The organism is Phenylobacterium sp. (genome assembly GCF_035276905.1).
Classification (GTDB): Bacteria; Pseudomonadota; Alphaproteobacteria; order Caulobacterales; family Caulobacteraceae; genus Phenylobacterium.
In genome coordinates, this window is the sequence record NZ_DATELG010000276.1 from 1 (window position 1) to 24421 (window position 24421).

At 70.2% G+C, this 24421-nt stretch carries 25 protein-coding genes; 11 read left to right on the forward strand and 14 right to left on the reverse strand.

Going from position 1 to position 24421, the window contains the following annotated elements:
• The first annotated feature begins 140 nt into the window (after window positions 1-140).
• Both VJS38_RS12895 and rpmG read left to right on the forward strand, forming a co-directional pair.
• The gene (locus VJS38_RS12895) at window positions 141-845 is read left to right on the forward strand and encodes an NUDIX hydrolase (protein WP_324088552.1); all 705 of its coding nucleotides are present in this window, start codon (window positions 141-143) and stop codon (window positions 843-845) included.
• Window positions 846-951: 106 nt separating this feature from the next.
• Entirely contained in the window at window positions 952-1119 is a 168-nt protein-coding gene (gene rpmG / locus VJS38_RS12900; RefSeq protein ID WP_324088553.1) for a 50S ribosomal protein L33, read from the forward strand.
• Window positions 1120-1208: 89 nt separating this feature from the next.
• Here the strand turns inward: rpmG and VJS38_RS12905 are convergent, their stop codons facing one another.
• Both VJS38_RS12905 and VJS38_RS12910 read right to left on the reverse strand, forming a co-directional pair.
• Window positions 1209-2573 (reverse strand): PleD family two-component system response regulator, encoded by a 1365-nt coding sequence (locus VJS38_RS12905; RefSeq protein WP_324088554.1) that lies wholly within the window; start codon window positions 2571-2573, stop codon window positions 1209-1211.
• 5 nt (window positions 2574-2578) lie between these two features.
• Window positions 2579-2944 (reverse strand): response regulator, encoded by a 366-nt coding sequence (locus VJS38_RS12910; RefSeq protein WP_324088555.1) that lies wholly within the window; start codon window positions 2942-2944, stop codon window positions 2579-2581.
• Window positions 2945-3060: 116 nt separating this feature from the next.
• On the opposite strand from VJS38_RS12910, the gene VJS38_RS12915 reads away from it, so the two are divergent.
• Window positions 3061-3735 (forward strand): hypothetical protein, encoded by a 675-nt coding sequence (locus VJS38_RS12915; protein ID WP_324088556.1) that lies wholly within the window; start codon window positions 3061-3063, stop codon window positions 3733-3735.
• Here the strand turns inward: VJS38_RS12915 and VJS38_RS12920 are convergent.
• Window positions 3732-5216 (reverse strand): hypothetical protein, encoded by a 1485-nt coding sequence (locus VJS38_RS12920; protein ID WP_324088557.1) that lies wholly within the window; start codon window positions 5214-5216, stop codon window positions 3732-3734. The two genes, VJS38_RS12915 and VJS38_RS12920, sit on opposite strands and share 4 nt — an antisense overlap.
• A 93-nt stretch (window positions 5217-5309) precedes the next feature.
• Between VJS38_RS12920 and VJS38_RS12925 the strand changes: the two genes are divergently transcribed.
• The 4 genes from VJS38_RS12925 to clpA all read left to right on the forward strand — a co-directional run bounded on the left by VJS38_RS12925 (window position 5310) and on the right by clpA (window position 10273).
• A complete protein-coding gene (locus VJS38_RS12925) occupies window positions 5310-6194 on the forward strand; it encodes an ROK family protein (protein WP_324088558.1) in 885 nt (294 codons plus the stop codon).
• Window positions 6191-7465, forward strand: coding sequence for a DNA polymerase IV (locus tag VJS38_RS12930; protein ID WP_324088559.1), 1275 nt, complete (start codon window positions 6191-6193; stop codon window positions 7463-7465). The genes VJS38_RS12925 and VJS38_RS12930 overlap by 4 nt, the downstream gene beginning before the upstream one ends.
• Window positions 7466-7612: 147 nt before the next feature.
• Complete coding sequence (gene clpS, locus VJS38_RS12935) at window positions 7613-7942, forward strand: ATP-dependent Clp protease adapter ClpS (protein WP_324088560.1); 330 nt, start codon at window positions 7613-7615, stop codon at window positions 7940-7942.
• A gap of 6 nt (window positions 7943-7948) precedes the next feature.
• Window positions 7949-10273, forward strand: coding sequence for an ATP-dependent Clp protease ATP-binding subunit ClpA (clpA, locus tag VJS38_RS12940; protein ID WP_324088561.1), 2325 nt, complete (start codon window positions 7949-7951; stop codon window positions 10271-10273).
• Between the two features lie 16 nt (window positions 10274-10289).
• Here clpA and VJS38_RS12945 read toward each other — a convergent pair whose 3' ends face one another.
• From VJS38_RS12945 to VJS38_RS12970, 6 genes are all read right to left on the reverse strand, one after another.
• Window positions 10290-10727, reverse strand: coding sequence for an HIT family protein (locus VJS38_RS12945; protein WP_324088562.1), 438 nt, complete (start codon window positions 10725-10727; stop codon window positions 10290-10292).
• Between the two features lie 92 nt (window positions 10728-10819).
• Window positions 10820-11371 carry a superoxide dismutase [Cu-Zn] SodC gene (gene sodC / locus VJS38_RS12950; protein WP_324088563.1) on the reverse strand — a complete coding sequence of 184 codons (552 nt, stop codon included), beginning with the start codon at window positions 11369-11371 and terminating at the stop codon, window positions 10820-10822.
• A 78-nt stretch (window positions 11372-11449) separates the two neighbouring features.
• Window positions 11450-12616 carry a GNAT family N-acetyltransferase gene (locus VJS38_RS12955; RefSeq protein WP_414692443.1) on the reverse strand — a complete coding sequence of 389 codons (1167 nt, stop codon included), beginning with the start codon at window positions 12614-12616 and terminating at the stop codon, window positions 11450-11452.
• Window positions 12613-13359 carry a glycerophosphodiester phosphodiesterase family protein gene (locus VJS38_RS12960; RefSeq protein WP_324088565.1) on the reverse strand — a complete coding sequence of 249 codons (747 nt, stop codon included), beginning with the start codon at window positions 13357-13359 and terminating at the stop codon, window positions 12613-12615. The genes VJS38_RS12955 and VJS38_RS12960 overlap by 4 nt, the downstream gene beginning before the upstream one ends.
• Entirely contained in the window at window positions 13356-13820 is a 465-nt protein-coding gene (locus VJS38_RS12965) for a RidA family protein (protein ID WP_324088566.1), read from the reverse strand. The genes VJS38_RS12960 and VJS38_RS12965 overlap by 4 nt, the downstream gene beginning before the upstream one ends.
• Before the next feature lie 130 nt (window positions 13821-13950).
• The gene (locus VJS38_RS12970; protein ID WP_324088567.1) at window positions 13951-14385 is read right to left on the reverse strand and encodes a TIGR01841 family phasin; all 435 of its coding nucleotides are present in this window, start codon (window positions 14383-14385) and stop codon (window positions 13951-13953) included.
• Between the two features lie 293 nt (window positions 14386-14678).
• Between VJS38_RS12970 and VJS38_RS12975 the strand changes: the two genes are divergently transcribed.
• On the forward strand, window positions 14679-15983 hold the full coding sequence (locus tag VJS38_RS12975) for a D-alanyl-D-alanine carboxypeptidase family protein (protein ID WP_324088568.1): 1305 nt from the start codon (window positions 14679-14681) through the stop codon (window positions 15981-15983).
• Window positions 15984-16095: 112 nt separating this feature from the next.
• Here VJS38_RS12975 and VJS38_RS12980 read toward each other — a convergent pair whose 3' ends face one another.
• Both VJS38_RS12980 and VJS38_RS12985 read right to left on the reverse strand, forming a co-directional pair.
• Window positions 16096-16518 (reverse strand): molecular chaperone DnaJ, encoded by a 423-nt coding sequence (locus VJS38_RS12980; RefSeq protein ID WP_324088569.1) that lies wholly within the window; start codon window positions 16516-16518, stop codon window positions 16096-16098.
• A 119-nt stretch (window positions 16519-16637) separates the two neighbouring features.
• A complete protein-coding gene (locus tag VJS38_RS12985) occupies window positions 16638-17468 on the reverse strand; it encodes a division plane positioning ATPase MipZ (protein ID WP_324088570.1) in 831 nt (276 codons plus the stop codon).
• Window positions 17469-17642: 174 nt separating this feature from the next.
• Here VJS38_RS12985 and panC point away from each other — a divergent pair, with 174 nt between their 5' ends.
• Window positions 17643-18500, forward strand: coding sequence for a pantoate--beta-alanine ligase (panC, locus tag VJS38_RS12990; protein ID WP_324088571.1), 858 nt, complete (start codon window positions 17643-17645; stop codon window positions 18498-18500).
• A gap of 9 nt (window positions 18501-18509) precedes the next feature.
• On the opposite strand, the gene VJS38_RS12995 is transcribed toward panC, so the two are convergent.
• From VJS38_RS12995 to VJS38_RS13005, 3 genes are all read right to left on the reverse strand, one after another.
• On the reverse strand, window positions 18510-19613 hold the full coding sequence (locus VJS38_RS12995; RefSeq protein WP_324088572.1) for an acyltransferase: 1104 nt from the start codon (window positions 19611-19613) through the stop codon (window positions 18510-18512).
• Window positions 19614-19858: 245 nt separating this feature from the next.
• On the reverse strand, window positions 19859-20269 hold the full coding sequence (locus VJS38_RS13000; RefSeq protein WP_324088573.1) for a DUF1489 domain-containing protein: 411 nt from the start codon (window positions 20267-20269) through the stop codon (window positions 19859-19861).
• Between the two features lie 96 nt (window positions 20270-20365).
• Window positions 20366-21223, reverse strand: a complete 858-nt coding sequence (locus VJS38_RS13005) for an enoyl-CoA hydratase-related protein (RefSeq protein WP_324088574.1) — start codon at window positions 21221-21223, stop codon at window positions 20366-20368.
• Between the two features lie 216 nt (window positions 21224-21439).
• Here VJS38_RS13005 and VJS38_RS13010 point away from each other — a divergent pair, with 216 nt between their 5' ends.
• Complete coding sequence (locus tag VJS38_RS13010; RefSeq protein WP_324088575.1) at window positions 21440-23248, forward strand: patatin-like phospholipase family protein; 1809 nt, start codon at window positions 21440-21442, stop codon at window positions 23246-23248.
• A gap of 297 nt (window positions 23249-23545) precedes the next feature.
• Window positions 23546-24421: glucan biosynthesis protein (locus tag VJS38_RS13015; protein ID WP_324088576.1), on the forward strand; the 876-nt coding region annotated here is incomplete at its 3' end.

The following is a 24421-nucleotide window of genomic DNA, read 5'->3' on the forward strand; positions in this document are numbered from 1 at the left end:
CGGGCCCCAGCCGACCTGGGCCCGGCAAGCCGGGCCGTCCCGCCGGTGTCCGCACCGGCCGCAAGCAGAAGATGGGCGGCAAGAAAAAGCGGCGGTAAGGCCCCTTCCCGCGCCGCGCCGAGCCGCCTAGACAGCTTTCGATGTCCGAAGCCCTCACCGCCGCCGCCAGAGCTCAGGGACCGCCGCGTTCGCCCGGCCAGCGGGCCGTGCGCCCGAAGAACGCCGCCACCATGATCCTCGTCCGCCGCGACGGGCCGAAGCCGCGCGTGCTCATGGGGCGGCGCAACGACCGCCATACCTTCATGCCGGGGATGTGGGTGTTTCCCGGCGGCCGGGTCGACCGCAGCGACCGCCATGCGCCCGCCGCCAGCGACCTGAAGCCCGAGATCGCCGCCCTGTTCGACAATCACCACCGCCCGGGCCGCGCCCTGGCGATGGCCGCCGTGCGCGAGACCTTCGAGGAGGCGGGCCTGCTGCTCGCCAGGCCCGCCCCGTCGCGGCCGGCGGCTGGCCCCTGGCGCGAGTTCCTGGCCCAGGGCGCCTTGCCCGACCTCTCACCCCTCGACATCGTTGCGCGCGCCATCACGCCGCCCTCGGTCGCCAAGCGCTTCGACACCTGGTTCCTGATGGCCGAGGCGGACCGGCTGATCAGCCTGGAGCGCCAACCGGACTGCGGCGAACTCGACGAGATCGCCTGGGTCGACTTCGACGAAGCCATCGAGCTGAAGCTGCCCAACGTCACCCGCTTCGTGCTCGGCGAGGCCCGCGCCCGGCTCGACGCCCCGCACCGCCCGCGCATATTCCTGAAGAAGGGCGTCAGCCACCCGACGCGGGCCGTGCTATAGGTCTGACCGTCACGCCATTGACTTATGGGCGCGGATTCGTATTTTCCGCGCCTCTTTAGAACATCTGCCGACGGCGCGCCCGTCCGGCCCGCCCGAGGACTGCCCCATGGCGAAGCCCGCCTCCATCAAGATCCGCCTGAACTCCACGGCGGACACCGGCTACTTCTACGTGACGAAGAAGAACGCCCGCACCAAGACCGAGAAGATGGTGCTGAAGAAGTACGACCCGATCGCGCGCAAGCACGTCGAGTTCAAGGAAGGCAAGATCAAGTAGGACCGGCGTCAAGCCAGATCCGAAACGAAGACGCCCGGTTCGCGCCGGGCGTTTTTCGTTTTCCCTCCTTTCATCAAGGGAGGGAAGGCTTACGCCGCCCTGGCGATCACCCGGTTGCGGCCCGAGGCCTTGGCTTCGTACATGGCCGCGTCGGCGCGCTTGAGCAGGCTGTCGACCTTCATCTCGCCGGGCAGGCTGGTGGCGACGCCGATGGAGATGGTGACGTCGAGCGCCTCGGCCCCGCCGGCGACGCGGAACGGCGAGCCGGCGACATGCAGGCGGATGCGCTCGGCGATTCGATGAGCGTCCTCGATGCGGGTGTCGGGCATCACCACCAGGAACTCCTCGCCGCCGTGGCGGACGGGAATGTCGATGGCGCGGACATTGGAGGCCAGCCGCAGGGCGAACTCGCACAGCACCTCGTCGCCGACGTCGTGGCCGTAGCCGTCGTTGATCTTCTTGAAGTGGTCGATGTCGATGGCCAGCAGCGACACCGGCTCCCCGCCCTGGCCGGCCCGCTCGACGAGGGCCTTCAGTTGGCCCGCCATGTAGCGGCGGTTGTGCAGGCCGGTGAGCTGGTCGGTGACCGCCAGCTCCAGCGACTGGTCGAGATTGCTGCGCAGGTAGTCGGTGTAGCGTTTGCGGCGGATCTGGGTCTTGGCGCGGGCGCAGAGCTCGCCCGGATCGACCGGCCGCGCCAGGAGGTCGTTGACGCCGATCTCCAGCGCCTTGATCAGCCGCGGCCGCTGGTCGAAGTCCACCACCGCCAGCAGCGGCAGGTTGCGGGTGGCCTCGTCCGAGCGGATCTGGGCGCAGAGCCGAAGGCCGTCGAAATTGTTGGCGGCGCAGTTGACGATCAGCAGGTCGACCGGGCCGCGGGCGGCTGTCAGCGCCTTGTCCGGATCGGCCTCGACCACCGGGCGGTGCTCGATGGCGAGCTCGGCGGCCAGCCGCTCGGCCTGGCGCTCGTTGTCGTCGACGACCAGGATCCGGCCGCCGGCGCCGCCCAGGCGGGCCGCGGCGCCGGCGATCACGCCGATTCGCCGGCCGGAGGCCTCGCGCTCGCGCAGCTCGTCCATCACCGCCTTCAACCGCGTCAGGCTGCGCACGCGGGCGAACAGCATGACGTCGTCGATCGGCTTGGTCAGGAAGTCGTCGGCCCCAGCCTCCAGGCCCGCCACGCGGTCCGAACGGCCGTCGAGCGCGGTGACCAGCACCACCGGGATGTGGCGGGTGGCCGGATCGTCCTTCAGCTTGCGGCAGACGGTGAAGCCGTCCATGCCGGGCATCATGACGTCCAAGAGGATGATGTCGGGGGTCTCGGCGGCGGCCATGGCGATGCCGCTCGGGCCGTCGCGGGCGGTGAGCACCTCGTAGTACTCGGCCGAAAGACGCGCCTCCAGCAGCCTGATGTTCGCTTCAAGGTCGTCGACGACCAGGATCCGCGCCGTCATCTGCCCTAGTCCAGAAGTTTCTTGATCGTGTCGAGGAAGTGCACCACCGAGATCGGCTTGGAGATATAGGCCTCGCAGCCGCCCTCGCGGATCCGCTCCTCGTCGCCCTTCATGGCGAAGGCGGTGACCGCCACCACCGGAATCGGCGCCAGCTCCTCGTCCTCCTTCAGCCACTTGGTGACCTCGAGCCCCGAGATCTCCGGCAGCTGGATGTCCATCAAGATCAGGTCGGGACGATGCTCGCGGGCGAGCGACAGCGCCTGCAGCCCCTCTCGGGTCTCCAGGATGTCGTAGCCCTGGGCTTCGAGCAGATCATGAAACAGCTTCATGTTCAGCTCGTTATCCTCGACGATGAGGACCTTCTTGGTCATTCCGGACCCGGCGCTGTGGTTGGAGGACGGTCGCGCACGAGCGCGCCCTCCCCGCCTGTGACACCTTGATCACATGGCATATCCTTAAACTTCGTTAGTCGCAGCCTGGAGCCGCCTTGGCCGACCGATCCGAACCCTTTCCCGTTCAGGCGCCCAGGCTGCAGTCGCTGGGGCTCTCGACCGAGCGGCCGCTGGTGGTCGTCGACGTCGACGAGGTGCTGGGCCTCTTCATGAAGGGGTTCGGCGCGTTCCTGGCCGAGCAGGGCCTCGATTTGCGGGTCGAGCGCTACGCCCTGTTCGAGAGCATCTTCCGCGGCGCGGCGACCGAGCCGCTGTCGCGGGCGGAGGGCCAGGCGCTCTACGACGCCTTCTTCCGCACCGCCTGCGGCCGGATCGAACCCGTGCCCGGGGCGGTGGAAGCGATCGGGCGGCTGAGTCGCCACGCCGGCGTGGTCATCCTGTCGAACGCGCCGGCGCAGGCGGAGGCGACGCGCCGCGACTGGCTGCGGCGGCACGGGCTCGATCACCCGCTGGTCCTGAACCGCGGCCTGAAGGGCCCGATCACCGCCGGCCTCGTCAGCCAGACGCGCCGCCGCTCGGCCTTCATCGACGACATCCTGTCGAACCTGGACTCCGTCGCCGATCACGCGCCCCAGACCACCACCTTCCAGCACGTCGCCGACGAGCGTCTGCGGAGACTCGCGCCGACCTCCGATCGCCACCGCCGGATCGACGACTGGGCGGAGCTGGCCGAGGCGGTGGAGGCGGCGGTGCGAACCTCGCGCGCTTAACGGGAAGGGACCGGCTCCAGCGCGTCGACCCGGGCGTGCACCACCGCCCAGCGGTCGCTGTAGATCCGCCGCCAGCCGGGCTTGGCGTCCATCAGCTTGGCGAGCGGCTCGCGCGGCTGCAGGATCGTCCAGGCTAGGCCGTATTGCTGCACCGCCTTGTCGAACTCGGCTGCATCGCCGCGCATCAGCCGGATGTCGCGGCTGAAGAAGTCGTCGCCGTACATGTCGGAGCGGCCGTCGATGAACGGCCTGACGCCGCGGAAGATCAGGTAGCCGCCGAAGCTGTAGGTGTTCAGCACCGGCCTGGCCTGCAGGGCGGCCGGCACGTGGGCCAGCGCCGTCTGCGGCGTGGTCACCGCGTCGCCGCGCCTCACCGGCTCGACCGCGCGGATCCCGGTCATCACCAGCACGCCGACGGCGAACAGCACGGCGGCGGCCTGCGGCGGCCCCAGCCGCCTGGGCTCGGTGCGGCCGAAGCTGCGACCGATCGGCTCGGCCAGGAACAGGGGGGCGATCAGCGCCAGCACCAGCGTGTGCCGCTGGTGCTGCAGCGACATGTGCAGGATGAAGAGCACCAGCACCGCACGGAAGAACGGCGCCTTCACGCCGCGGCTCAGGCAGACCAGCAGCGTGACCAGGATCGCCGCCTGGAACTCCGACATGGTCCTGAAGTCCGGCGGAAGCCACTCGATGATCCCGTTCAGGGTCTTCATCGTCATGATCTGGAACGGATAGATCAGGGCGTGGACGCCGTTCGGCGTCAGGAGCACCGCGACCAGGCAGGCGCCGGCGAAGGTCCCCCAGCTCTTCACCACCGGCCAGGGATCGCGCCGGCCCTCGACCAGCGCCTCGAGCGCCAGGGGCGCGGCGACCAGGGCGGCGAAGACGAAGCTACCGTGCAGGTTGGCCCACAGCACCAGCAGGGCCGCCAGCCACAGCGGCGGCGCCCGGCCCGCGGCGCGGGCGTCCAGCAGGGCGCCGGTCCAGAAGACCATCAGCGGCAGGGCCAGCAGATGCGGGCGGGTGAACAGGCCCACCCACATGCAGCCGATGCTGAGCCACGCCGTCACCGCCAGCGCGATCGGCCCCATCCAGCGCGCAAGCCGGCTGAGCAGCAGCCCGACGGCCAGCGCGGTGGCCAGGCCGAACAGCACGACGATCCCGGTCCAGCCCGCCGCCCGGTAGACCAGGGCCATGATCACTTCGGAAAGCCACTCGTGGGCCACCCACGGCTGGCCGGCGTGGGTGAAGGAGAAGGGATCGACGTGCGGGACCTGGAGGTGGCCCAGCATCCAATTGCCCGCCGCCAGGTGCCAGTAGGTGTCGCCGTCGTTCAGCACCCGCGGCGTGAAGAGCACGATGGCGAACATCGTCAGGCAGGCCGCGAGCACCACGAGCTGGCGCAGGCCCAGCGAGAGGCGAAGACTTTGGGCGGGGCGAAGACCCTGAGCGGGACTCTGGGCGGCGGGAATCGTGGCCATGCGGACTGCGGCAATAGCGCCGAACGCCCCCCCCGGAAAGCGCGGGACGTCCGGCCCTTCGGCAAACCGGAACAAATCAGGCATAAAGCGCCGATGATCCGCATCGGCGTGGACTTCGGCGGCACCAAGATCGAGGCGGCGGCGCTCGACGGCGAGGGGCGCTTTCGGGCCCGCGTGCGCGCGCCTTCGCCGGCGAGCTACGAGGCCGCGCTGGAGGCGGTGCGCGAGCTGGTGGCCGAGGCCGAGCGGCAGGCGGGCGCAGCCGCTCCGGCGGTCGGCGTCGGCGGACCGGGGTCGGTCTCCCCGGCCACCGGCCTCATGCGCAACGCCAACTCCACCCACCTGAACGCCCGGCCGTTCCCGGAAGACCTGGCGCGGGTGCTGGAGCGGCCGGTGCGCTACGCCAACGACGCCGACTGTCTGGCGCTTTCGGAGGCGACCGACGGGGCGGGCGCAGGCGCCGACGTCGTCTTCGGCGTCATCCTCGGCACCGGCTGCGGCGGCGGCGTGGTCGTGCATGGCCGGCTGGCGCCCGGCGCCAACCGTTTCGCCGGGGAGTGGGGCCACACGCCCCTGCCCTGGCCGGCGGCGGACGAGCACCCCGGCCCGCGTTGCTGGTGCGGGCGCTCGGGCTGCATGGAGCTCTGGGTCTCAGGTTCCGGCTTCGCCCGCGCCGCCGGTCGGCCGGCGCACGAGGTCGTCACGGCCGCCCGGGCCGGCGAGGCCGCGGCCGCCGCCGAGCTCGACCGCTATGTCGACCGGCTGGCGCGCGGCCTGGCGGTGGTCTGCGACGTCCTGGACCCCGACGTCATCGTGCTGGGCGGCGGCATGTCCAACGTCGACGAGCTCTACGCGCGCCTGCCGGAAGCGATCGGCCGCCACGTCTTTTCCGACTGCTTCGCCACCCCGGTGCGCAAGGCGCTGCACGGCGACTCCTCCGGCGTGCGCGGCGCCGCCTGGCTCTGGCCTCCCGAATGAAGGCCTTCTGCCGCGACTGCTTCTGGCAGGGCGAGCAGCCGGTCCGCCGCTGCCCGGCCTGCGCCACGCCGCGGATCGTCGCGCACGAGGAGCTGGACCGGCTGGCGATCGCCCACATGGACTGCGACGCCTTCTACGCCTCGGTGGAGAAGCGCGACCGGCCGGAGCTGCGCGACCAGGCGGTGATCGTCGGCGGCGGCAAGCGCGGCGTGGTGACCACCTGCTGCTACATCGCCCGCATCTTCGGGGTGCGCTCGGCCATGCCGATGTTCAAGGCGCTGAAGCTCTGCCCCCAGGCGGTGGTCATCAAGCCGGACTTCAGCAAATACCGGGCCGAGAGCCGGCGGATCCTCGGCATGGCGGCCGAGCTCACCCCGCTGATCCAGCCCTTGTCGCTCGACGAGGCCTGGATGGACCTCTCCGGCACCGCGCGGCTGCACGGCGCGCCGCCGGCGCTGACGCTCGCTAGGCTGCAGGCGCGCATCGAGGCCGAGACGGGCCTCACGGTCTCGATCGGGCTCTCGGCCAACAAGTTCCTGGCGAAGATCGCCTCCGACCTCGACAAGCCGCGCGGCTTCTCGGTGATCGGCGCCGCCGAGGCCGAGCGCTTCCTGGCCGCAAGGCCGGTTTCGATCCTCCCGGGCGTCGGGCCCGCCATGGCCGCGTCGCTGGAGAAGGCGGGCTTCCGCACGGTGGGCGCGCTCGCCCGCGCCGACGTCCGCGACCTGGCTGCACGCTGGGGCGCGCACGGCCTCAGATTGGCCGACCTCGCGCGCGGCAAGGACGGCCGCCCGGTCGACCCGGCCCAGGAGCGCAAAGGGATCAGCGCCGAGACCACCTTCGAGGACGACCTGGTCGCGCTCGGCGCGCTGGAGGACAAGCTCGCCCCGCTCTGCGAGAAGGTCGCCCGTCAGGCGCGGGCGGCGGGCGTCGCCGGCCGCACGGTCACGCTGAAGCTGCGCGGGACCGACTTCAGGATCGTCACCCGAAGGCGCACCCTGGCCATCCCCACCCAGACCGCCAAGACCCTGTTCGCCACCGGCCGCGAGCTGCTCGCCGCCGAGGCGGGGACCAAGCCCTGGCGGCTGATCGGCATCGGACTCGCCGAGCTGGTTGACGCCGAGGCCGGCGCTTCCGATTTCTTCGCCGGCGACGAGCGCCGGGCGCGGACAAATGAGCGCACCCTCGACGTCCTGCGGCAGCGGTTCGGCGCCGACGCGGTCACTTCCGGGCGGATTTTGCGTGCAAAAGGGGCGCCTAAGGGGGAATGATGTCTCAGGGAGCGCTCAACGCCGCCGTGGTGCGGGCGCTGGGACGGTTGTGAGCGCTTCGTGATGAATCCACCCTTCCAAATGGAAATGTTTGCCATATCTAATTGTGTGAGGATGGTGGGCCCGACCCGCCAGGAGGTTCTGGCCATGGCCGAACGCAAGCAAGGTGATCAAGACACCGGCGTCCGTTCGTCCGTGATCACCCAGACCAAGCCCAAGACGCAGAAGCCCTCGATGTATCGAGTGCTTCTCTTGAACGACGACTACACTCCGATGGAATTCGTCGTCTATGTGCTTGAGCAATTCTTCAACAAGTCGCGCGAAGATGCGACTCGGATCATGCTGCATGTGCACCAGCACGGGGTAGGTGTCTGCGGCGTGTTCACCTACGAAGTGGCGGAAACAAAAGTGGCCCAGGTCGTTGATACGGCACGGCGGCATCAACACCCGCTCCAGTGCACCATGGAAAAGGATTAGAGGCCTTTGCCTTCATTCTCGCGCCAGCTCGAAGAGTCGCTTCATCGCGCGGTCGCCTACGCCAACCAGCGTAAGCACGAATACGCCACGCTAGAGCATCTTTTGCTCTCGCTGGTGGACGATGAGGACGCCGCCGGCGTCATGCGCGCCTGCGACGTCGATCTTGGCTCGCTTCGAACGACCCTCACCAACTATGTGGACAACGAGCTGCGCTCGCTCGTGGTGGACGATGGCGAGGACGCCAAGCCCACCGCCGGCTTTCAGCGCGTGATCCAGCGCGCGGTCATCCACGTCCAGTCGTCCGGCCGCGAAGAGGTAACCGGCGCCAATGTACTGGTCGCCATCTTCTCCGAACGCGAAAGCCACGCCGCCTATTTCCTGCAGGAGCAGGACATGACGCGGTACGATGCAGTGAATTACATCGCCCACGGCATCGCCAAGAAGGCCGGGGCGTCCGAGAACAAGCCCGTGAAAGGTTCGGCTGACGACGACGAGAAGCCCACCGTCAAGACCGGCGGCGAGGCGCTCGAGGCCTACTGCATCAACCTCAACGACAAGGCCCGCCAGGGCAAGGTCGACCCGCTGATCGGCCGCGCGGCCGAGGTGGAGCGCGCCATCCAGGTGCTCTGCCGGCGGACCAAGAACAACCCGCTGCTGGTGGGCGACCCCGGCGTCGGCAAGACCGCCATCGCCGAGGGCCTGGCGCGCAAGATCGTCAACAAGCAGGTCCCGGAGGTGCTCTCCGGCTCGACCATCTTCTCGCTCGACATGGGCGCGCTCCTGGCCGGCACCCGCTACCGCGGCGACTTCGAGGAACGCGTCAAGCAGGTCGTCAAGGAGCTGGAGAACCATCCCGACGCGATCCTGTTCATCGACGAGATCCACACGGTGATCGGCGCCGGGGCGACCAGCGGCGGGGCGATGGACGCCTCCAACCTCTTGAAGCCGGCCCTGGCCTCGGGCTCCCTGCGCTGCATGGGCTCGACCACCTACAAGGAGTTCCGCCAGCACTTCGAGAAGGACCGCGCGCTGGTGCGGCGCTTCCAGAAGATCGACGTGAACGAGCCGACCATCGAGGACACCATCAAGATCCTCAAGGGCCTGAAGTCCTACTACGAGGAGTTTCACAAGCTCCGCTACACCAACGACGCCATCAAGGCGGCGGTGGAGCTGTCGGCCAAGTACATCACCGACCGCAAGCTGCCGGACAAGGCGATCGACATCATCGACGAGGCCGGCGCCAGCCAGATGCTGCTGCCGGAGGCCAAGCGGAAGAAGACCATCGGCCTGAAGGAGGTCGAGACCGTCGTCGCCAAGATCGCCCGCATCCCGCCGAAGTCGGTCTCCAAGTCGGACACCGAGGCGCTGAAGCAGCTGGAAACCGACCTGAAGCGGGCGGTCTACGGCCAGGACGAAGCGATCGAGAGCCTGTCGTCAGCCATGAAGATGGCGCGGGCCGGCCTGCGCGACGCCAACAAGCCGATCGGCTGCTACCTCTTCTCGGGCCCCACCGGCACCGGCAAGACGGAGACCGCCCGGCAGCTGGCCTCGACGCTGGGCATCGAGCTGCTGCGCTTCGACATGAGCGAGTACATGGAGCGCCACACCGTGAGCCGCCTGATCGGCGCGCCTCCCGGCTATGTCGGCTTCGACCAGGGCGGTCTCCTGACCGACGCGGTCGACCAGCACCCGCACGCCGTCGTCCTGCTGGACGAGATCGAGAAGGCGCACCCGGACGTCTACAACATCCTCCTGCAGGTGATGGACCACGGGCAGCTGACCGACTCCAACGGCAAGAAGATCGACTTCCGCAACGTGGTCCTGATCATGACCACCAACGCGGGAGCCTCCGACGCCCAGCGCAACTCCATCGGCTTCGGCCGCGGCAAGGCCGACGACGAGGTCGACGAGGCGCTGAAGCGGACCTTCACGCCAGAGTTCCGCAACCGTCTCGACGCGGTGGTGCAGTTCCACGCCCTGACCCAGGAGATCATCCGCCAGGTCGTGCAGAAGTTCGTCATGCAGCTGGAAGCCCAGCTGGCGGACCGGCACGTCACCATCGAGACCGACGAGGAAGCGGCCGACTGGCTGGCCAAGAATGGCTTCGACGAGCTCTACGGCGCCCGCCCGCTGGGCCGGGTCATCCAGGAGCACATCAAGAAGCCGCTGGCCGACGAGATCCTGTTCGGCCGGCTCACCAAGGGCGGTCACGTCCGCGTGGTGCTCAAGGACGGCAAGCTGGCCTTCGAGATCGAGGGCGGCGAACGCGAACGCGGCGCCCCGGTGATCGAGAAGCCGGCCGAGGACCCGACGCCGGAACTGGCGGGCTGACCAAGCACTCGCCGCCTCAGCTGATCTTGGCGGCGATCTGCTCGGCCAGGGCCTTGAGCTCGGCCATGTCCGCCATCTGGCCCGCGGCGTGCGGCCGCATCGGCTGTCCCTCCCAGCGCGGCACGACATGGAAGTGCAGATGGAAGACGCTCTGGCCGGCGGGGGCGCCGTTGAGCTGCATGATCGTGACGCCGTCCGGGTTCAGCGCCGCGCGCACGGCGCGCGCGACCCGCTGGACCCCGAGGATCAGGTGCGAGAGCACCTGCGGCTCCTCCTCCAGAAGGTTGCGAGCCTGGCTGTGCTTGGGGATCACCAGGGTGTGGCCGCGGCCCTGGGGGAAGACGTCCATGAAGGCGTAGACGTGGTCGTCCTCGAACACCCGCACCGAGGCCATCTCGCCGCGCAGGATCTTGGCGAAGATGTTGTCGTGGTCGTAGGTCCCGTCGAAACTCATCGCGGTCGCTCCCTGATGCCGTCTTTTGCGAGGTAGCAAATGGGCGCGTGAGGGTCCAAGCGCGAACCGCCCGGACCCGCCCGCGGACGGCCTTACGGGACCACGCCGCAGGCCAGCCGCGCGCCGCCGCCGCCAAGGGGCGGGGTGTCGCTGTAGTTGTCGCCGCCGGCATGAATCATCAGGGCGTGGCCCTCGAACTCCGACACCGACTTGATCCGCGGGGCCGTCAGGGTCCCGTGCGCCGTGCCGTCGGCGGCGACATCGATGCGCGGCAGGTCGCCCAGATGGCCGGCCGCCTCCGGCCCCATGTGCATGTTGGTGTGGCCCGGGTCGAGATGGGCTCCGGCGGCGCCTGCGGGCGTGACCTTGCCGTCGGCGCCGGTCGCCGGTGCGCAGGACGGGTTGGCGTGCAGGTGGAAGCCGTGCGGCCCCGGCGGCAGGCCGTGGAGGTCGAGCGCCAGGGTCACGCCCTTGGGGCCGTCGGCCAGGGTCACCTCGCCCACGGGGGCGCCCGTCCCCTCCGCGCTCACCACCGACATCGGAACCTTCACGCTCGCCGCCAGCGCCGGTGCGCCCGCGAGCACGACCGACGCGCCGACGGCCAGCGCGAACGCCGCCCGTCGTGAAGAGCTCGTTGAGATCATCTCAGCCTCCATTGTCCTGAACGCGCGGACCTTGCACGCGCCGGATCGGCGGGACAATGGCTGAGCCAAAGTTGGGGCTCAGTCCGGCTCCTGCCGGAACGGCGAATACTCCTCCGCCAGCCACTCCATCTCCGCCTCGACGCCGGCGCGCTCACGCTCGACGAAGGCCTCGACGGGGCCGCGCAGCGCCGGGTCGGCGATGTAGTGGGCCGAGTAGACCGGGCTCGGCAGATAGCCGCGGGCGATCTTGTGCTCGCCCTGCGCGCCGGCCTCGACGCGGGCCAGGCCCCGGCCGATCGCCCATTCGATGGCCTGGTAGTAGCAGAGCTCGAAATGCAGGAACGGCACGTCCTCGACGCAGCCCCAGTTGCGGCCGTAGAGGCAGTCCTCGCCCATCAGGTTGAGCGCGCCGGCGATCCAGCGCCCGCCGCGCCGCGCCATCACCAGGAGCACGCGCTCGGCCATCCGCTCGCCCAGCAGCGAGAAGAACCGCCGGTTGAGATAGGGCCGGCCCCACTTGCGCGAGCCGGTGTCCATGTAGAAGGCGAAGAAGGCGTCCCAGTGAGCCTCGGTCAGGTCCGCGCCGGTCAGGCAGACGATCTCCAGCCCCGCCTGGGCCTCGCGCCGCTCGCGGCGGATGGTCTTGCGCCGGCCCGACGACAGGGCGCTCAGGAAGTCGTCGAAGCTGGCGTAGCCGTCGTTGCGCCAGTGGTACTGCTGGCCCTCGCGCCGGGCCAGGCCGCGCTCGCCCATCCAGCGCCACTCGTCCTCCCGCGGGAAGTTCACGTGCAGCGAGGAGGCGCCCAGCTTCTGGCAGACGCTCAGCGCCCCGCCGAGCAGGACCGTCCGCGCCTCCTCCACGTCGACGTCCGGGCGGACCAAGAGGCGCGCGCCCGTCGCCGGGGTGAACGGGCTGGCGCAGAGCAGCTTCGGATAGTAGCGCCCGCCGGCCCGCTCGTAGGCGTCGGCCCAGGAGTGGTCGAAGATGTACTCTCCCTGGCTGTGGGACTTCAGGTAAAGCGGCATCACCGCCGCCACCCTGCCCTGCTCGTCGTCGACGGTGAGGTGCTGCGGCCCCCAGCCGGTGCGCTCGACGGCGCAGGCCGAGGCCTCCAGGCTGTCGAGGAAATCGAAGCGGATGAAGGGGTTGCCGGCATGGGCCGGGGCGCCGGCGCAGGCGTCCCAGGCCTCGCGCCCGACCTCGGCGATGCGGCCGTGAAGCCTGACCGCCTGTTGCAGGCTCACGGGCGAAAGCCCTCGAAGATCAGGTTGTCGCAGCCCTCGGCGACGGCCGTCCATTGGCCGGGCTGGCGGACCGTCCAGGCGACCACCGGCATCCCGGCGTTCCGCAGCCGGGCGGCCTCGGCGCTGGGCAGCATGTCGAGGCCGAGCGACAGGAAGTGCGGGCGAGCGATCTCCACCTGCTCCAACCGCGCCCAGGCCTGGCGCTGCTTTGGCGCCATTCCGTTTCCGTTGGTATAGGCGTGGCTGTTGAGGCCGCGCAGCACGCCGGGGAAGCGCTCGGCGAACCAGGCGTGCGAATAGGGATTGAAGCCGATCACCGCCACCGGGCCGGCATGGTCGATGATGATCTCGTGCACCCGCTGCTCCAGGGGGCCCACGGCGCCCGCCGGCGTCTTCAACTCGATCAGCACCAGCGCGCGATGGCCGACCAGGGCCAGGACCTCGAGCAGGGTCGGAATCCGCTCGTCGGTTCCGGCAAGGCGCAGTTCGGCGAGCTCGGCGGCGGTGCGTTCGCAAAGGCGTCCCTGCGCGCCGGTCAGCCGCGCCAGGCTCTCGTCATGGAAGACCATCGCCTCGCCGTCGGCCGAGAGCTGGACGTCGAGCTCGATCCCGTAGCCCGCGGCGCAGGCGGCCTGGTAGGCGGCGAGCGAATTCTCCGGCGCGCCGTCTGCGCTCCACAGGCCGCGGTGGGCGACCGCCGGCTGGAACAGCAGATCCCAGGCTTCGCCGAAGCGGCGCCTCACGGCTTCAGCGCCACCACCGCGTCGACCTCGACCGCGAAGTTCAGCGGCAGGCGGTAGACGCCGACCGCCGAGCGCGCATGCCGGCCGGCCTCGCCGAAGGCCTCGACCATCAGGTCCGAGGCGCCGTTGACCACCTGGGGGATCTCGAAGAAGCCCGGACCGGCCTGGACGAAGCCGCCCAGCTTCACCACCCGGGCCACGCGGCCGAGGTCGCCGTCGCAGGCGGCCTTCATCTGGGCGATCAGGTTGATCCCGCACAGCCGCGCCGCGCGCTTGGCGGTCTCGGCGTCGACCTCCTCGCCGACCACGCCCTTGATCCCGCCCGAGGGGTCGGTCGAGACCTGCCCGGAGATGTGCACGAGGTCGCCCTGGCGCACGAAGGGCACGTAGTTGGCGACGGGGGCGTTCGGCTGCGGAAGGACGATTCCGAGCGCGGCGAGGCGGTCTTCGATCTGGGACATGCCCTGACCTCTATCGCCGCGGGCGCCGGGTGGAAAGGCCCGCAGCCAAAAGGCCCGGACCAGAGGTCCGGGCCTTCCGAGAGGGGACGCCCCATCTACGCGGGCGTCGGCACGAAAATCAGTTAGGCGCTTAGCGCGCGGCCTGGATCTTCTCGACCAGGTCGGTCACGCGCTCGTTCAGCGGCTTCATGCTGTCCTTCACCGAGCTGGAGACGGTCTCGGTCAGCTTGCCGACTTCGGCCATGTAGTTCTCGAGGAAGGTGCGGGCGAGCGAGGTCTGCAGTTCGACCACTTCCTGCACGCTCTTGGCGCCGGCCAGCGTGCGGGCGGCGGCGACCTGGTCGTCGAACGCCTTCTTGGAGAAGGCCATCGCCTGGGCTCCGACCGTCTCGGCGCCCTTGGCCGCGGCGGTCACCGCAGCGACGACGGCTTCGAGATTCTTCTTGGAATGGCTGTTGGCTTCGTTGATCGCGGCCAGAGTCTTCTCGACGCCGTCCTTGAACGCGGTGTTGGAGGCGACGGTGAACTGTTCGACGGTCGACTTGGCCGTTTCAGCGACAGACATTTAAGCTCTCCTCGGTTGCGTCAGCGGGGGTTCGCTGCAAGCGCAAAGGCGCAGAAAACGCAGACGGTGAGCGGCTTTATCGTCTAGACCGAAGTCCGCGTCAAGGCATTTTTGTGCACTGCACAATGAAAGGTTCGCCGCACCGCATCACGACAAGGTGAGCCCCTTCGCAAGCGCGACAATCTGGCCGCATTCAACAGCTGTTTACCCGTGAGCAACCGTAAGCGTGGCATGCTAAGGGCTGTTTCCTCGCGGCGCCGCCCGCATCAACCCCTTGATTCGACGGACGAAGCATGCCGCGAAACGCCAGCCGCATTTTTGTTTCCATCGGCCTGGCCGCCGCGACCCTGACCGCGAGCCTTGCTGCGCCGGCCCAGGCGCAGGTGCCGTATTTCCGCAGCCTGCTGGCCGCGTCGGAAAGCAAGTACGCCGCGATCGTGGTCGACGCGAAGTCGGGCGAGGTGCTTTATTCCAACCACGGCGACAGCCCGCGGTATCCGGCGTCGCTGACGAAGATGATGACCCTCTACCTCACCTTCGAGGCGGTCTCGTCGGGCAAGCTTAGGCTCGAGGACCGGGTGGTGTTCTCGCCGCGCGCCGCGGCCCAGGCGCCGACCAAGCTGGGGGTCTCGCCGGGCGAGTCGATCACCGTCGCCGAAGCGATCCAGGGCATGGCGATCCTTTCGGCCAACGACGCGGCCATGGCGATGGCCGAGAAACTCGGCGGCAGCGAGGGCAAGTTCACCTCGCTGATGACCCTGCGGGCCCAGGAGCTGGGCATGCAGAGCACCCGCTTCGTCAATCCGAACGGCCTGCCCGACAGCCGCCAGATCACCACTGCGCGCGACATGGCGATCCTGTCGCGCGCGCTGATGCGCGACTATCCGCAGTACTACCACTACTTCAGCCAGGCCGGCTTCCAGTTCCGCGGCCGCTGGGTCAAGGGCCACAACCATCTGCTCGGCCGCGGCATCGACGGGCTGAAGACCGGCTACACCCGCACCTCCGGCTTCAACATCGCCATCTCCGGCGTGCGCGACAACCGCCGCCTGGTGGTGGTGGTCATGGGCGGGCCGAGCGTGGCCTCGCGCGACCAGAACGCCGAGGACCTGCTGGTGACCGGCTTCGACGTGCTGTCCCGCCGCGCCCGCGGCGAACAGGTCACCGTGGCGCAGAACCTCTCCGAGCCGCTGGCCAGCGGCCCAGTGCAGCGGCCGCCGACGGAACAGGGCGACGGCGACCAGGACAACCTGCAGATCGTGCTGGCCGAAGCCACCCCGCCGCCGCGCTCGACCAAGCTGAAGGTGATCGAATCGCGGCCGGCGCCGCGCGTCGAGCGCGCCGAGCCGAAGCGCCAGGCCAAGGACGGCGGCTATGCGGTCCAGGTCGGGACCTTCCGTTCGAAGGCCGACGCGCGCCGGCAGATCGCCTTCGTGCAGGACCGCTTCGGCAAGCATCTGGGCGACGCCACCGGCGAGACCGACCGCCAGGCCGGCCGTTACCGCACCGTCTTCACCGGCCTGACCAAGCGCGAGGCCTCCGCCACCTGCGGCGCCATGCACGCCAAGCGGCTGGCCTGCGAGGTCATGGACGACTGAGCATCCGTTTAGAGATTGAACGGAAGAGCCCCGGGTACGCGCCTGGGGCTTTTTCGTTTCGCACCCCTCCTTCAACCGTCATTCAGGTCAGGATGACGTTGAGTTTTGAACCCTACCCCCTCAACAGCCGATCCCGCGCCGCATTGAGCTGTGCAGCCAGGCCGCTCGTGCCGCCCTTGTCCGGGTGCACCGTACGCATCAGCCGCAGGTGGGCGGCCTTGATCTCCTCGGCGCCAGCGGCGGCCGAGACGCCGAGAATGGAGCGCGCCTCCTCGACGCTCATCGATCCCGAGCGCGGCGCAGCCGGCTCGCCCCCCGGCGGCCGGCGCGTCGAGAGCGCCAGCCAAGCGCCGAACATCGCCAGCACCGCGGCCGGAACGAACGCTTCGCGCACGGCGAAGAAGGCCGCCCCGGCCAGGGCGGCGACGGCGAAGGCGCCGGTGAGGAAGCGCCACTCGCGGCGCTTCAGGACCGGCCGGCCGCTGGCCCGCAGGATCAGCCAGAGCGCGATCGCCCCGAGGACGAGATAGGCCATGGCGTCCCTAGCGCACGATGCGGTCAGGCGGAATTGCCCGACCGCATCGTGCGCGAGAATCAAAAGTTCGAGCGCGTTCTGATCGCAAAACCGATTCCACTTTTGCGGAACGCGCTACGCTATTCCGCGGCCAGCATCTCGCCGTCGAGGCCGTTGATGCCGAGCGCGGTCATCACCGCCCGCAGCTCCTGGCGCGCGGCCACGTGCTGCAGCGACATGGCCACCGGACGGATGCCCGGCGACAGGTCGGCGATCGTCAGGCCGAAGGGGAACAGCTCGCGATAGATCACCCGGTCGCGCAGGCCCGGGCCGACGCGGAAGCCGACCTTGCGCGACAGCGCCTGCACCCGCTCGTCCAGGCGCTTGCGGTTGCGCGCCTCGGTCGGCGCCAGGCGGTTGCGGAGCACCACCCAGTCGATCATCTTGCGGTCCTTGGCGGCGCGGGCCTTGCGGCTGTTCCAGACCGTCTCGGAGTAGAGGCTGTGGCGGGTCAGCTCCAGCGTCACCGGATCGACCACGCCCAGCATGTCGAAGTCGACGAAGCTGTCGTTCATCGGCGTCACGATCAGGTCGGCCAGGCCGTGGGCGGCGCGGCTGATGGCGGTGTCGGCGCCGGGAGTGTCGATCAGCACGAAGTCGGCGTCCTCGGCGCACTCGCCGAACGCCTCCTCGAAGCGGGCCAGCGCCTCCTCGTCCGTGGCCTTGGCGAGCGCCGCGCCGTCGGAGCTGACCGGATGCACATGCGGCATCGGCGCCACGGCGTTGTTGGCCGAGAGCCATTGGGCGCGGTTGGCGAAGAAGTGGCCGAGGGTCTGCTGGCGCAGGTCGAGGTCGAGCACCGCGACCTTGGCGCCGGCGTGCAGCAGGGCGACGGCGGTGTGGATGGCGATGGTGGACTTGCCCGCCCCGCCCTTCTCGTTGCCGACCACGATGACGCTGGCTTGCGACATGCGCTGCTCTCCTAGCCCCCGGCGCGGCGCGCCGACTCAGTCCCGCCTAAGCTGAGCGCGCGCCCAGGCCTGGCGTCAACGCATCGATTTACGCGCCCCGTTTACGCGGCCCGTTTACGCGTCGGGGGCCCCTCGGCCATAAGCGACCGATTGTCCGCCGAGTTCGAGCCTTCGATGTCCCAGCCCTCCCCGCCGATCGTCCGCACCGTCCAGGCCCTGCGCGCCCAGGTGCGGGCCTGGCGCGCCGCCGGCGAGCGGGTCGGCTTCGCGCCCACCATGGGGGCCCTGCACGAAGGCCACCTGTCCCTGGTGCGGCTGGCGCGCCGGCACGCCGACCGGGTGGTGGTCAGCATCTTCGTCAATCCCACCCAGTTCGGCCCGGGCGAGGACTTCGACGCCTATCCGCGCAGCGAGGCGCGCGACGCCGAGCTGCTGGCCGGCGCCGGCTGCGACCTGCTGTTCGCGCCCACGGCGGCGGAGATGTATCCTCAGGGCTTCTCCACCACGGTGACGGTCTCGGGCGTCACCGAGCCCCTGGACGGTGCGGCGCGGCCGGGCCATTTCTCCGGCGTCGCCACGGTGGTCAGCAAGCTGCTCAACCAGTGCGGCCCGGACGTCGCCGTCTTCGGCGAGAAGGACTATCAGCAGCTGCAGGTGATCCGCCGGCTGGTTCGCGACCTCGACCTGCCGGTGGAGATCGTCGGCGCCCCGACCGCGCGGGCGCAGGACGGCCTGGCGCTCTCCTCCCGCAACGCCTACCTCACCGCCGACGAGCGCCAGACCGCCCCGGCCCTCGCCTACACCTTGACCGCGGCGATCGAGCGGCTGCACGCCGGCGCGCCCGTCGCGGAGGTCGAGACCGAAGCTGTCGCCGCGCTCGCCGCCGCGGGTTTCAGCCGCATCGACTATGTCGAGGTGCGCGGTGCGGAGGATCTGGCGCGGCTGGGTCCGGGCCCGATCGCGGCCCCCGCCCGCATCCTCGCGGCCGCGGTTCTCGGCAAGACCCGGCTCATCGACAACATGCCCGTCTAAGCTGCGCGGTCAGGCTGCGTCCTGCTTGCCCGCGCTCGCCGCCGGGCCGACCGGCTCGGGCGTCAGGATCTTCACCGGCGCCGGGCGCAGCTTGCGCCTGGGCGCCAGCAGGCGGCGCGACAGCTCGGTGAGCGGCAGCTCGATCCGCAGGTGCGCCGTCACGCCGACCATCGCCACCAGCAGGAAGGCGAGCGCGGCGAAGACCAGCGCCAGCGCGGGCCCGGCGTGCAGCCGCTCGGCCGCCTTCACCACCAGCTGGGTGCAGAAGAAATGCGTCAGGTAGACCGCGTAGGAGGCCGCGCCCAGAAGCTGGATCCACCCGGCGCGGGCGGCAAGGCCGCAACGCTCGGCCGTCACCGCGCAGGCGACCACCACCACCGCCGGAATGCCGAAGATGATCGCACGGTCCAGCTGCGGCCAGATCCAGCCCCCCGCCAGCATGATGACGAAGGCCGCCAGACCGATGGCGGCGGCCGGCCAGCGCCAGGAGGGCGACGTCCGCTCCAGCGGCAGGAGCGCGCCCAGCGCCATGCCGGCGCCGAACTCCAGGATCACCGGCTGGATGTAGAACTGGGCGACCGGGTTGTGCGGCTGCAGCCCGCGGCCGGCGAGGACCATGACGACCAGCACCCCGCCCGTGGCCGCCAGCCCCAGCCAGCGGTGGGGCAGCGTCATGCCGAGCGCGAAGAGGACGTAGAACATCATCTCGTAGTTCAGCGTCCAGCCGACGAAGACCGTCGGATGCATCTGCCCGTCGCCGCGGGCCGACGGGATGAAGGCCAGCGACTTTGCGAGATGCACCGGGTCGGCGGTCGTCGACTGCATCAGCGCGGGCGCGACGAGGGCGATGGCGAAGACCGCGAAGGTGATGGTCCAGTAGAGCGGCGCGATCCGCGTGAACCGGTTGCGCAGGAAGCCCAGCGGCGTCTGCCGCCCGCCGGCCGTGGTCATGACCATGATCATGCCGCTGATGACGAAGAACAGGTCGACGCCGCTGTTGCCGAAGAAGGTCCAGCCGTCCGGCAGGCCGGCCATGGCCGCCAGCTTCGCCAGGTGCACGAAGACCACCAGGAAGGCGGCGATCGCGCGCAGCATCTGGACGTTCAGGAGCATCGCGATCCCTGTGCGCGGCCCCGCCCGCCCCCACGGCGTCCGGATGCGCTCCCTGGAATAACAGTCAGGGTGGGAGAAGGTTCATCCGGGTGGCCGAACGCCCCCTCCGTCTCGCCACGCGATCCACCTCCCCCGCTTCGCGGCGGAGGATCGAAGCGCCAAGATGCTCCACCGCAACGCGGGGGAGCTGTCAGCGAAGCTGGCTGAGGGGGCGTTCGGCGCCGCCGCCCCTCAAGACCCTCCTCTCACCAGGCCCCGAGCTCGCGAAGCTGGCGGGCGAGCTCGGTCGGGATCTCCGCGTCCGGCTCCTGACTTAAGTCCTCCGGCGCGTCCTTCGGCTCCAGGTAGCGCCAGCCCTGGAAGGCCCGGCGCGGGGTCGGCGCGACGCGGACGATCTTCGGGTCCAGCGTCACCTCGCACCGGGCGTTCGGCCCCTCGCCCACCGTCGTGATCTTCAGGATCGGCTGGCGGCAAAGGATGACGCCCTTGAACACCCGGTAGAGCGAGCCGCCGTCGAGCATCTCCGCCGCCCGCTTCGGCGTCTGGCGGGTGTGCATGGTCCACGGCCGCCGCACGCCGCCCTCGCCAGCGTGCCAGGCGATCAGCTCCTCGACCGTGTCGCAGCCGACGCAGAGCTTGATCATGTGCAGGGGCATGGGAAATCGCGGCCTGATCGCTCAAAGGAACAGTCTCTGTAGCAGGCCGGATCCGCGTTTCCAGGGGGCTCGCCCCCTATCGACGGAGCAGGACGATCACCCCGGCGCGCCGTCCTCGGCGGCCCAGCGCGGCGGGCGGCGGTCGAGGAAGGCCTGGACGCCCTCCTGCCCCTCTTCGGCGGCGCGGGCGGCGGCGATGCGGCGGGCGGTCAGCTCCATCAGTTCGTGGTCGATCTCGCGGCCGAAGACGTCGTCCACCATCCGCTTGGCGTCGGCCACCGCGCCGGGCGCGCAGGCGAGGATGTCGCGGGCGATCTGGTCCCGGGCCGCCTCGAGCGCCGCCGAGTCGACGCAGACCTCGGTGACCAGGCCGATTCGCTGGGCGTAGTCGGCGTCGAACAGACCGCCCACGGCGAACAGCGCCCGCGCCTGCCGCGGGCCGATCGCGCGCACGACATAGGGCGAGATCACCGCTGGGATCACCCCCAGGCGCACCTCGGAGAAGGCGAACCGCGCGTCGGCCGTGGCCAAGGCCAGGTCGCAGGCCGCCGCCAGTCCCGCCCCGCCGCCGTAGGCCGCCCCCTCGACCAGGGCCACGGTCAGCTGCGGCAGGTCCCACAGCTGCTTGAACATGCGCGCCAGCTCGAAGGCGTCCTCGCGGTTCTCGTCCTCGGCGTGGCTGGCGGCCTCGCGCATCCATTCGACGTCGCCGCCGGCGCAGAAGGTCCCGCCCACGCCGCGCAGGAAGATCACGCGCACGCCCTCCGCCCCGGCCAGGGTGCGGAACGCCTCCTTCAAAGCCGAGATCAGGTCGGCGTCGAAGGCGTTGCGGCGCGCGGGCCGGTTCAGGCTCACCGTGACCGCCCCTTCGAGGGTCGCCTCGATACGCACCAGGTCGCTGGTCGGACTGGTGTCGACCACCTCCACCAGCGGGTCGACGATGGGATTGGTCATGCGCGTGCTCCCGAACGGTCCTCGTGGCCGAAACGCCCGCGGCTGCGAAAGGTCGCGGCGCCGGGAGCGCGTCAGGGTTAGGTGGAAGCCGGCTAACCTGTCCGACGCGCTCCCAACTTTGAAGATAGACCCTTCTTGTCCGGTTCAGGTGATCCCACCTGAACCGGGAAGGGTCTAGCCATGGCGGGCGCGCACGGCTGGGGTTAGGCTGCCGCTGTGGCGTCGCTTCCCGAGATTCCGGCCGACTCGGCCCTGGCGCGGCTGTTCCGCCAGCCCGCGCTGCAGGCGGACATCGCCTGGTTCTCGCTGCCCGCGGGCCAGCAGCTCTACGCGGCCGGCGATCCCGCGCACGAACTCTACCTGCTGCGCACCGGCCGGCTCGGCGTCTTCCGCCGCGAGGCCGGCGCCGAGCCGCAGTTCCTAGGGGTCATCCGCCCCGGCGAGCCGGTCGGCGAGATGTCGCTGCTCGCCGCCGGGCCGCACTCGGCCGACGTCGTGGCGCTGAGGGACTCCGAGCTCTTCACCCTGCCGGCGGAGGTCTTCTTCGCCGCCTGCGAGCGCGACGCCTCGGTGATGACCGAGCTCGCGCGGCTGATGATCCAGCGCACCCGCGAGGAGGGGCCCCGCAACGGCGCCGGCGGCAGCGAGCCCTCGGTGTTCGGCTTCGTGCCGATCGGCGAGCCCGGCAGCTTGCGCCCGCTGGTCGAGGCCCTCGCCGCCGAGATCGTCCGGCTGGCCTATTCGGTGACCGTGGTGGGCGCCGAGGCCGGCGCCGCGCCGCTCGAATGGTACTCCGAGGTCGAGCGCACGCACGACTTCGTCCTCTACGTCGGCGAGACGAGCGAGCCCGGCTGGACCCAGTGGGTCTCGCGCCAGGCCGACCGCTTGTTCCGCATCGGCCGCGGCGACCGCCCGCCGCCGGCCTGGTCGAACGGCCAGGCCGCCGCCCCGCTGCAGGCCGAGCAGCTGGTCGACCTGATCCTGCTGCAGCCCGCCGGCGTGCGTTTCCCAGGCGGCTCGGAGGCCTGGCTCGACGCCGCCCAGCCGGCGCGGCTCTTCCACCTGCGCCGGGACGCGCCGGCCGACGTCCAGCGGCTGGCGCGCGTGCTGACCGGCCAGTCGGTGGGCGTGGTGCTCTCCGGCGGGGGGGCGCGGGCCTATGCTCACGTCGGCGCGATCCGGGCGCTGCGCGAGCGCAAGGTCCCGATCGACTTCCTCTGCGGCGTCTCCATGGGCGCGATCGTCGGCGCAGGCGTGGCCGCGGGCTGGGACGACGCCGAGCTCGACCGCCGCATCCGCGCGGCCTTCGTCGAGTCGAGCCCGCTCGACGACATCGCCTTCCCGATCCTGGCGATGACCCGGGGGACCAAGGTCAGCGAACGGCTCTACGAGCATTTCGGCGACGCCGAGATCGCCGACCTGTGGCTGCCGTTCTTCTGCCTGTCGGCCAACCTGACCACTGGCGCCTACCACATGCACCGGCGCGGGCCGGTCTGGAAGGCGCTGCGGGCCAGCGTCGCCCTGCCCGGCGTGATGCCGCCGGCCACCGACGGCGACAACGTGCTGGTCGACGGCGCGGTGCTGAAGAACTACCCCGCCGACGTGATGCGCGCCGCCCAGCTCGGCCCGATCGTCGGCGTCGACGTCAGCGGCGAGCGCAACATCACCGCCGACGACGTCGCCCGCCCGGAGTCGGCCTGGCGCTGGATCCGCTCCGGCCAGTGGCGCAAGGGCCCGCCGATCGTCTCGCTCTTGATGCGCGCGGCCACCGTCTCCACCGGCCGCGACCTGGCCGCCGCCCGAGCGGCCACCGACGTGCTGATCCAGCCACGGACGGGCCTGATCGAAATCCGCGACTGGAGCGCGTATGAACCGGCCGTCGCCGCGGGCTACAAGGCGACCCTCGAAGCGCTCGACCGGCTGGGCGGCCCGGTGCAGTCGCTCCGGCGCCGGCCAAGCCTGCAGGAACGTGCCCGATCCGCGGCAAAAGCGCCGCCACGGGCGGTCACACGGCAAATCAGCTGAGGATGCGATTGCGGCGCGGCATAGCCGCCCCATATTCCAAGTCCCTGTTCAACAGCTGAAAGGAGGTGATCCAGTGTCTCATTTGTCATCCCGAGGTGCGCTGGAAATCTCCGTGGAGATTCAAGGCCTCGGCTGAGCCGGCGCTCTCGCGGACAAATGTCGGGGTCGTGCGGGCGCACGCCTGCTCGGTCCCGGAAAAATGAAAGCCCCGGCCCTTCGCCGGGGCTTTCTGCTGCCGGCCGGCTGGTCCGATCATAGCTTGAGCGCCCGCGCTGGCTTGGATAACTATCGCTAAGCATGTCCCCGCCCATCGATAGACGCCTGCTGCTGCGGGGCATGGGCCTCGTCGCCGCCTGCGCAGCCCTCTCCCCTTCCGTCGCCACGGCCGCCGGCGACCGCCTGGCCTTCGGCGCGCCGGCCGCTTTCAGCTTCGACGGGCTGAGGGCGCTCGCCCGCCGCAAAGCCGCCTCGCCCTACGCGCCGCCGCCGACGCCCTCGGCGGTCCTCGCCGAGCTCGACTACCAGGCCTGGGGCGAGATCAAGTTCGACACGGACCACGCGCTCTTCGCCGACGGCCCGCTGCCGGTGACCTTCTTCCACCTTGGGACCTATTTCCGCGATCCGGTGCGGATCTATGCGGTCGACGAGGGCAAGGCCCGCGAGGTCGTCTACGACCAGAGCTATTTCCACATGCCGGCGAACTCGCCCGCCCGTAAGCTTCCCGAAGGCGTGGGCTTCGCCGGCTTCCGCGTCCAGGAGCCGCGCGAGGGCAAGCTCGACTGGCGGACCAACGACTGGGTGGCGTTCCTCGGCGCAAGCTATTTCCGGGCCATCGGCGAGTTGCGTCAATACGGGCTCTCGGCGCGCGCGGTGGCGATCGACACCGCGGTCTTCCAGCGGCCGGAGGAGTTCCCGCGCTTCAGCCAGGTCTACATCGAGCGGCCGGCTCGGGGCTCGGACACGATCACGGTCTGCGCCCTGCTGGAGGGCCCCTCGGTCACCGGCGCCTGCCGCTTCGTCATGAACCGCGGCGCGGGCGTGGTGATGGACGTCGAGCAGACGCTGTTCCTGCGCCGGCCGGTGACCCGCCTGGGCCTCGCGCCGCTGACCTCGATGTACTGGTATTCCGAGACGGTGAAGCCCACCGCCATCGACTGGCGGCCCGAGGTTCAC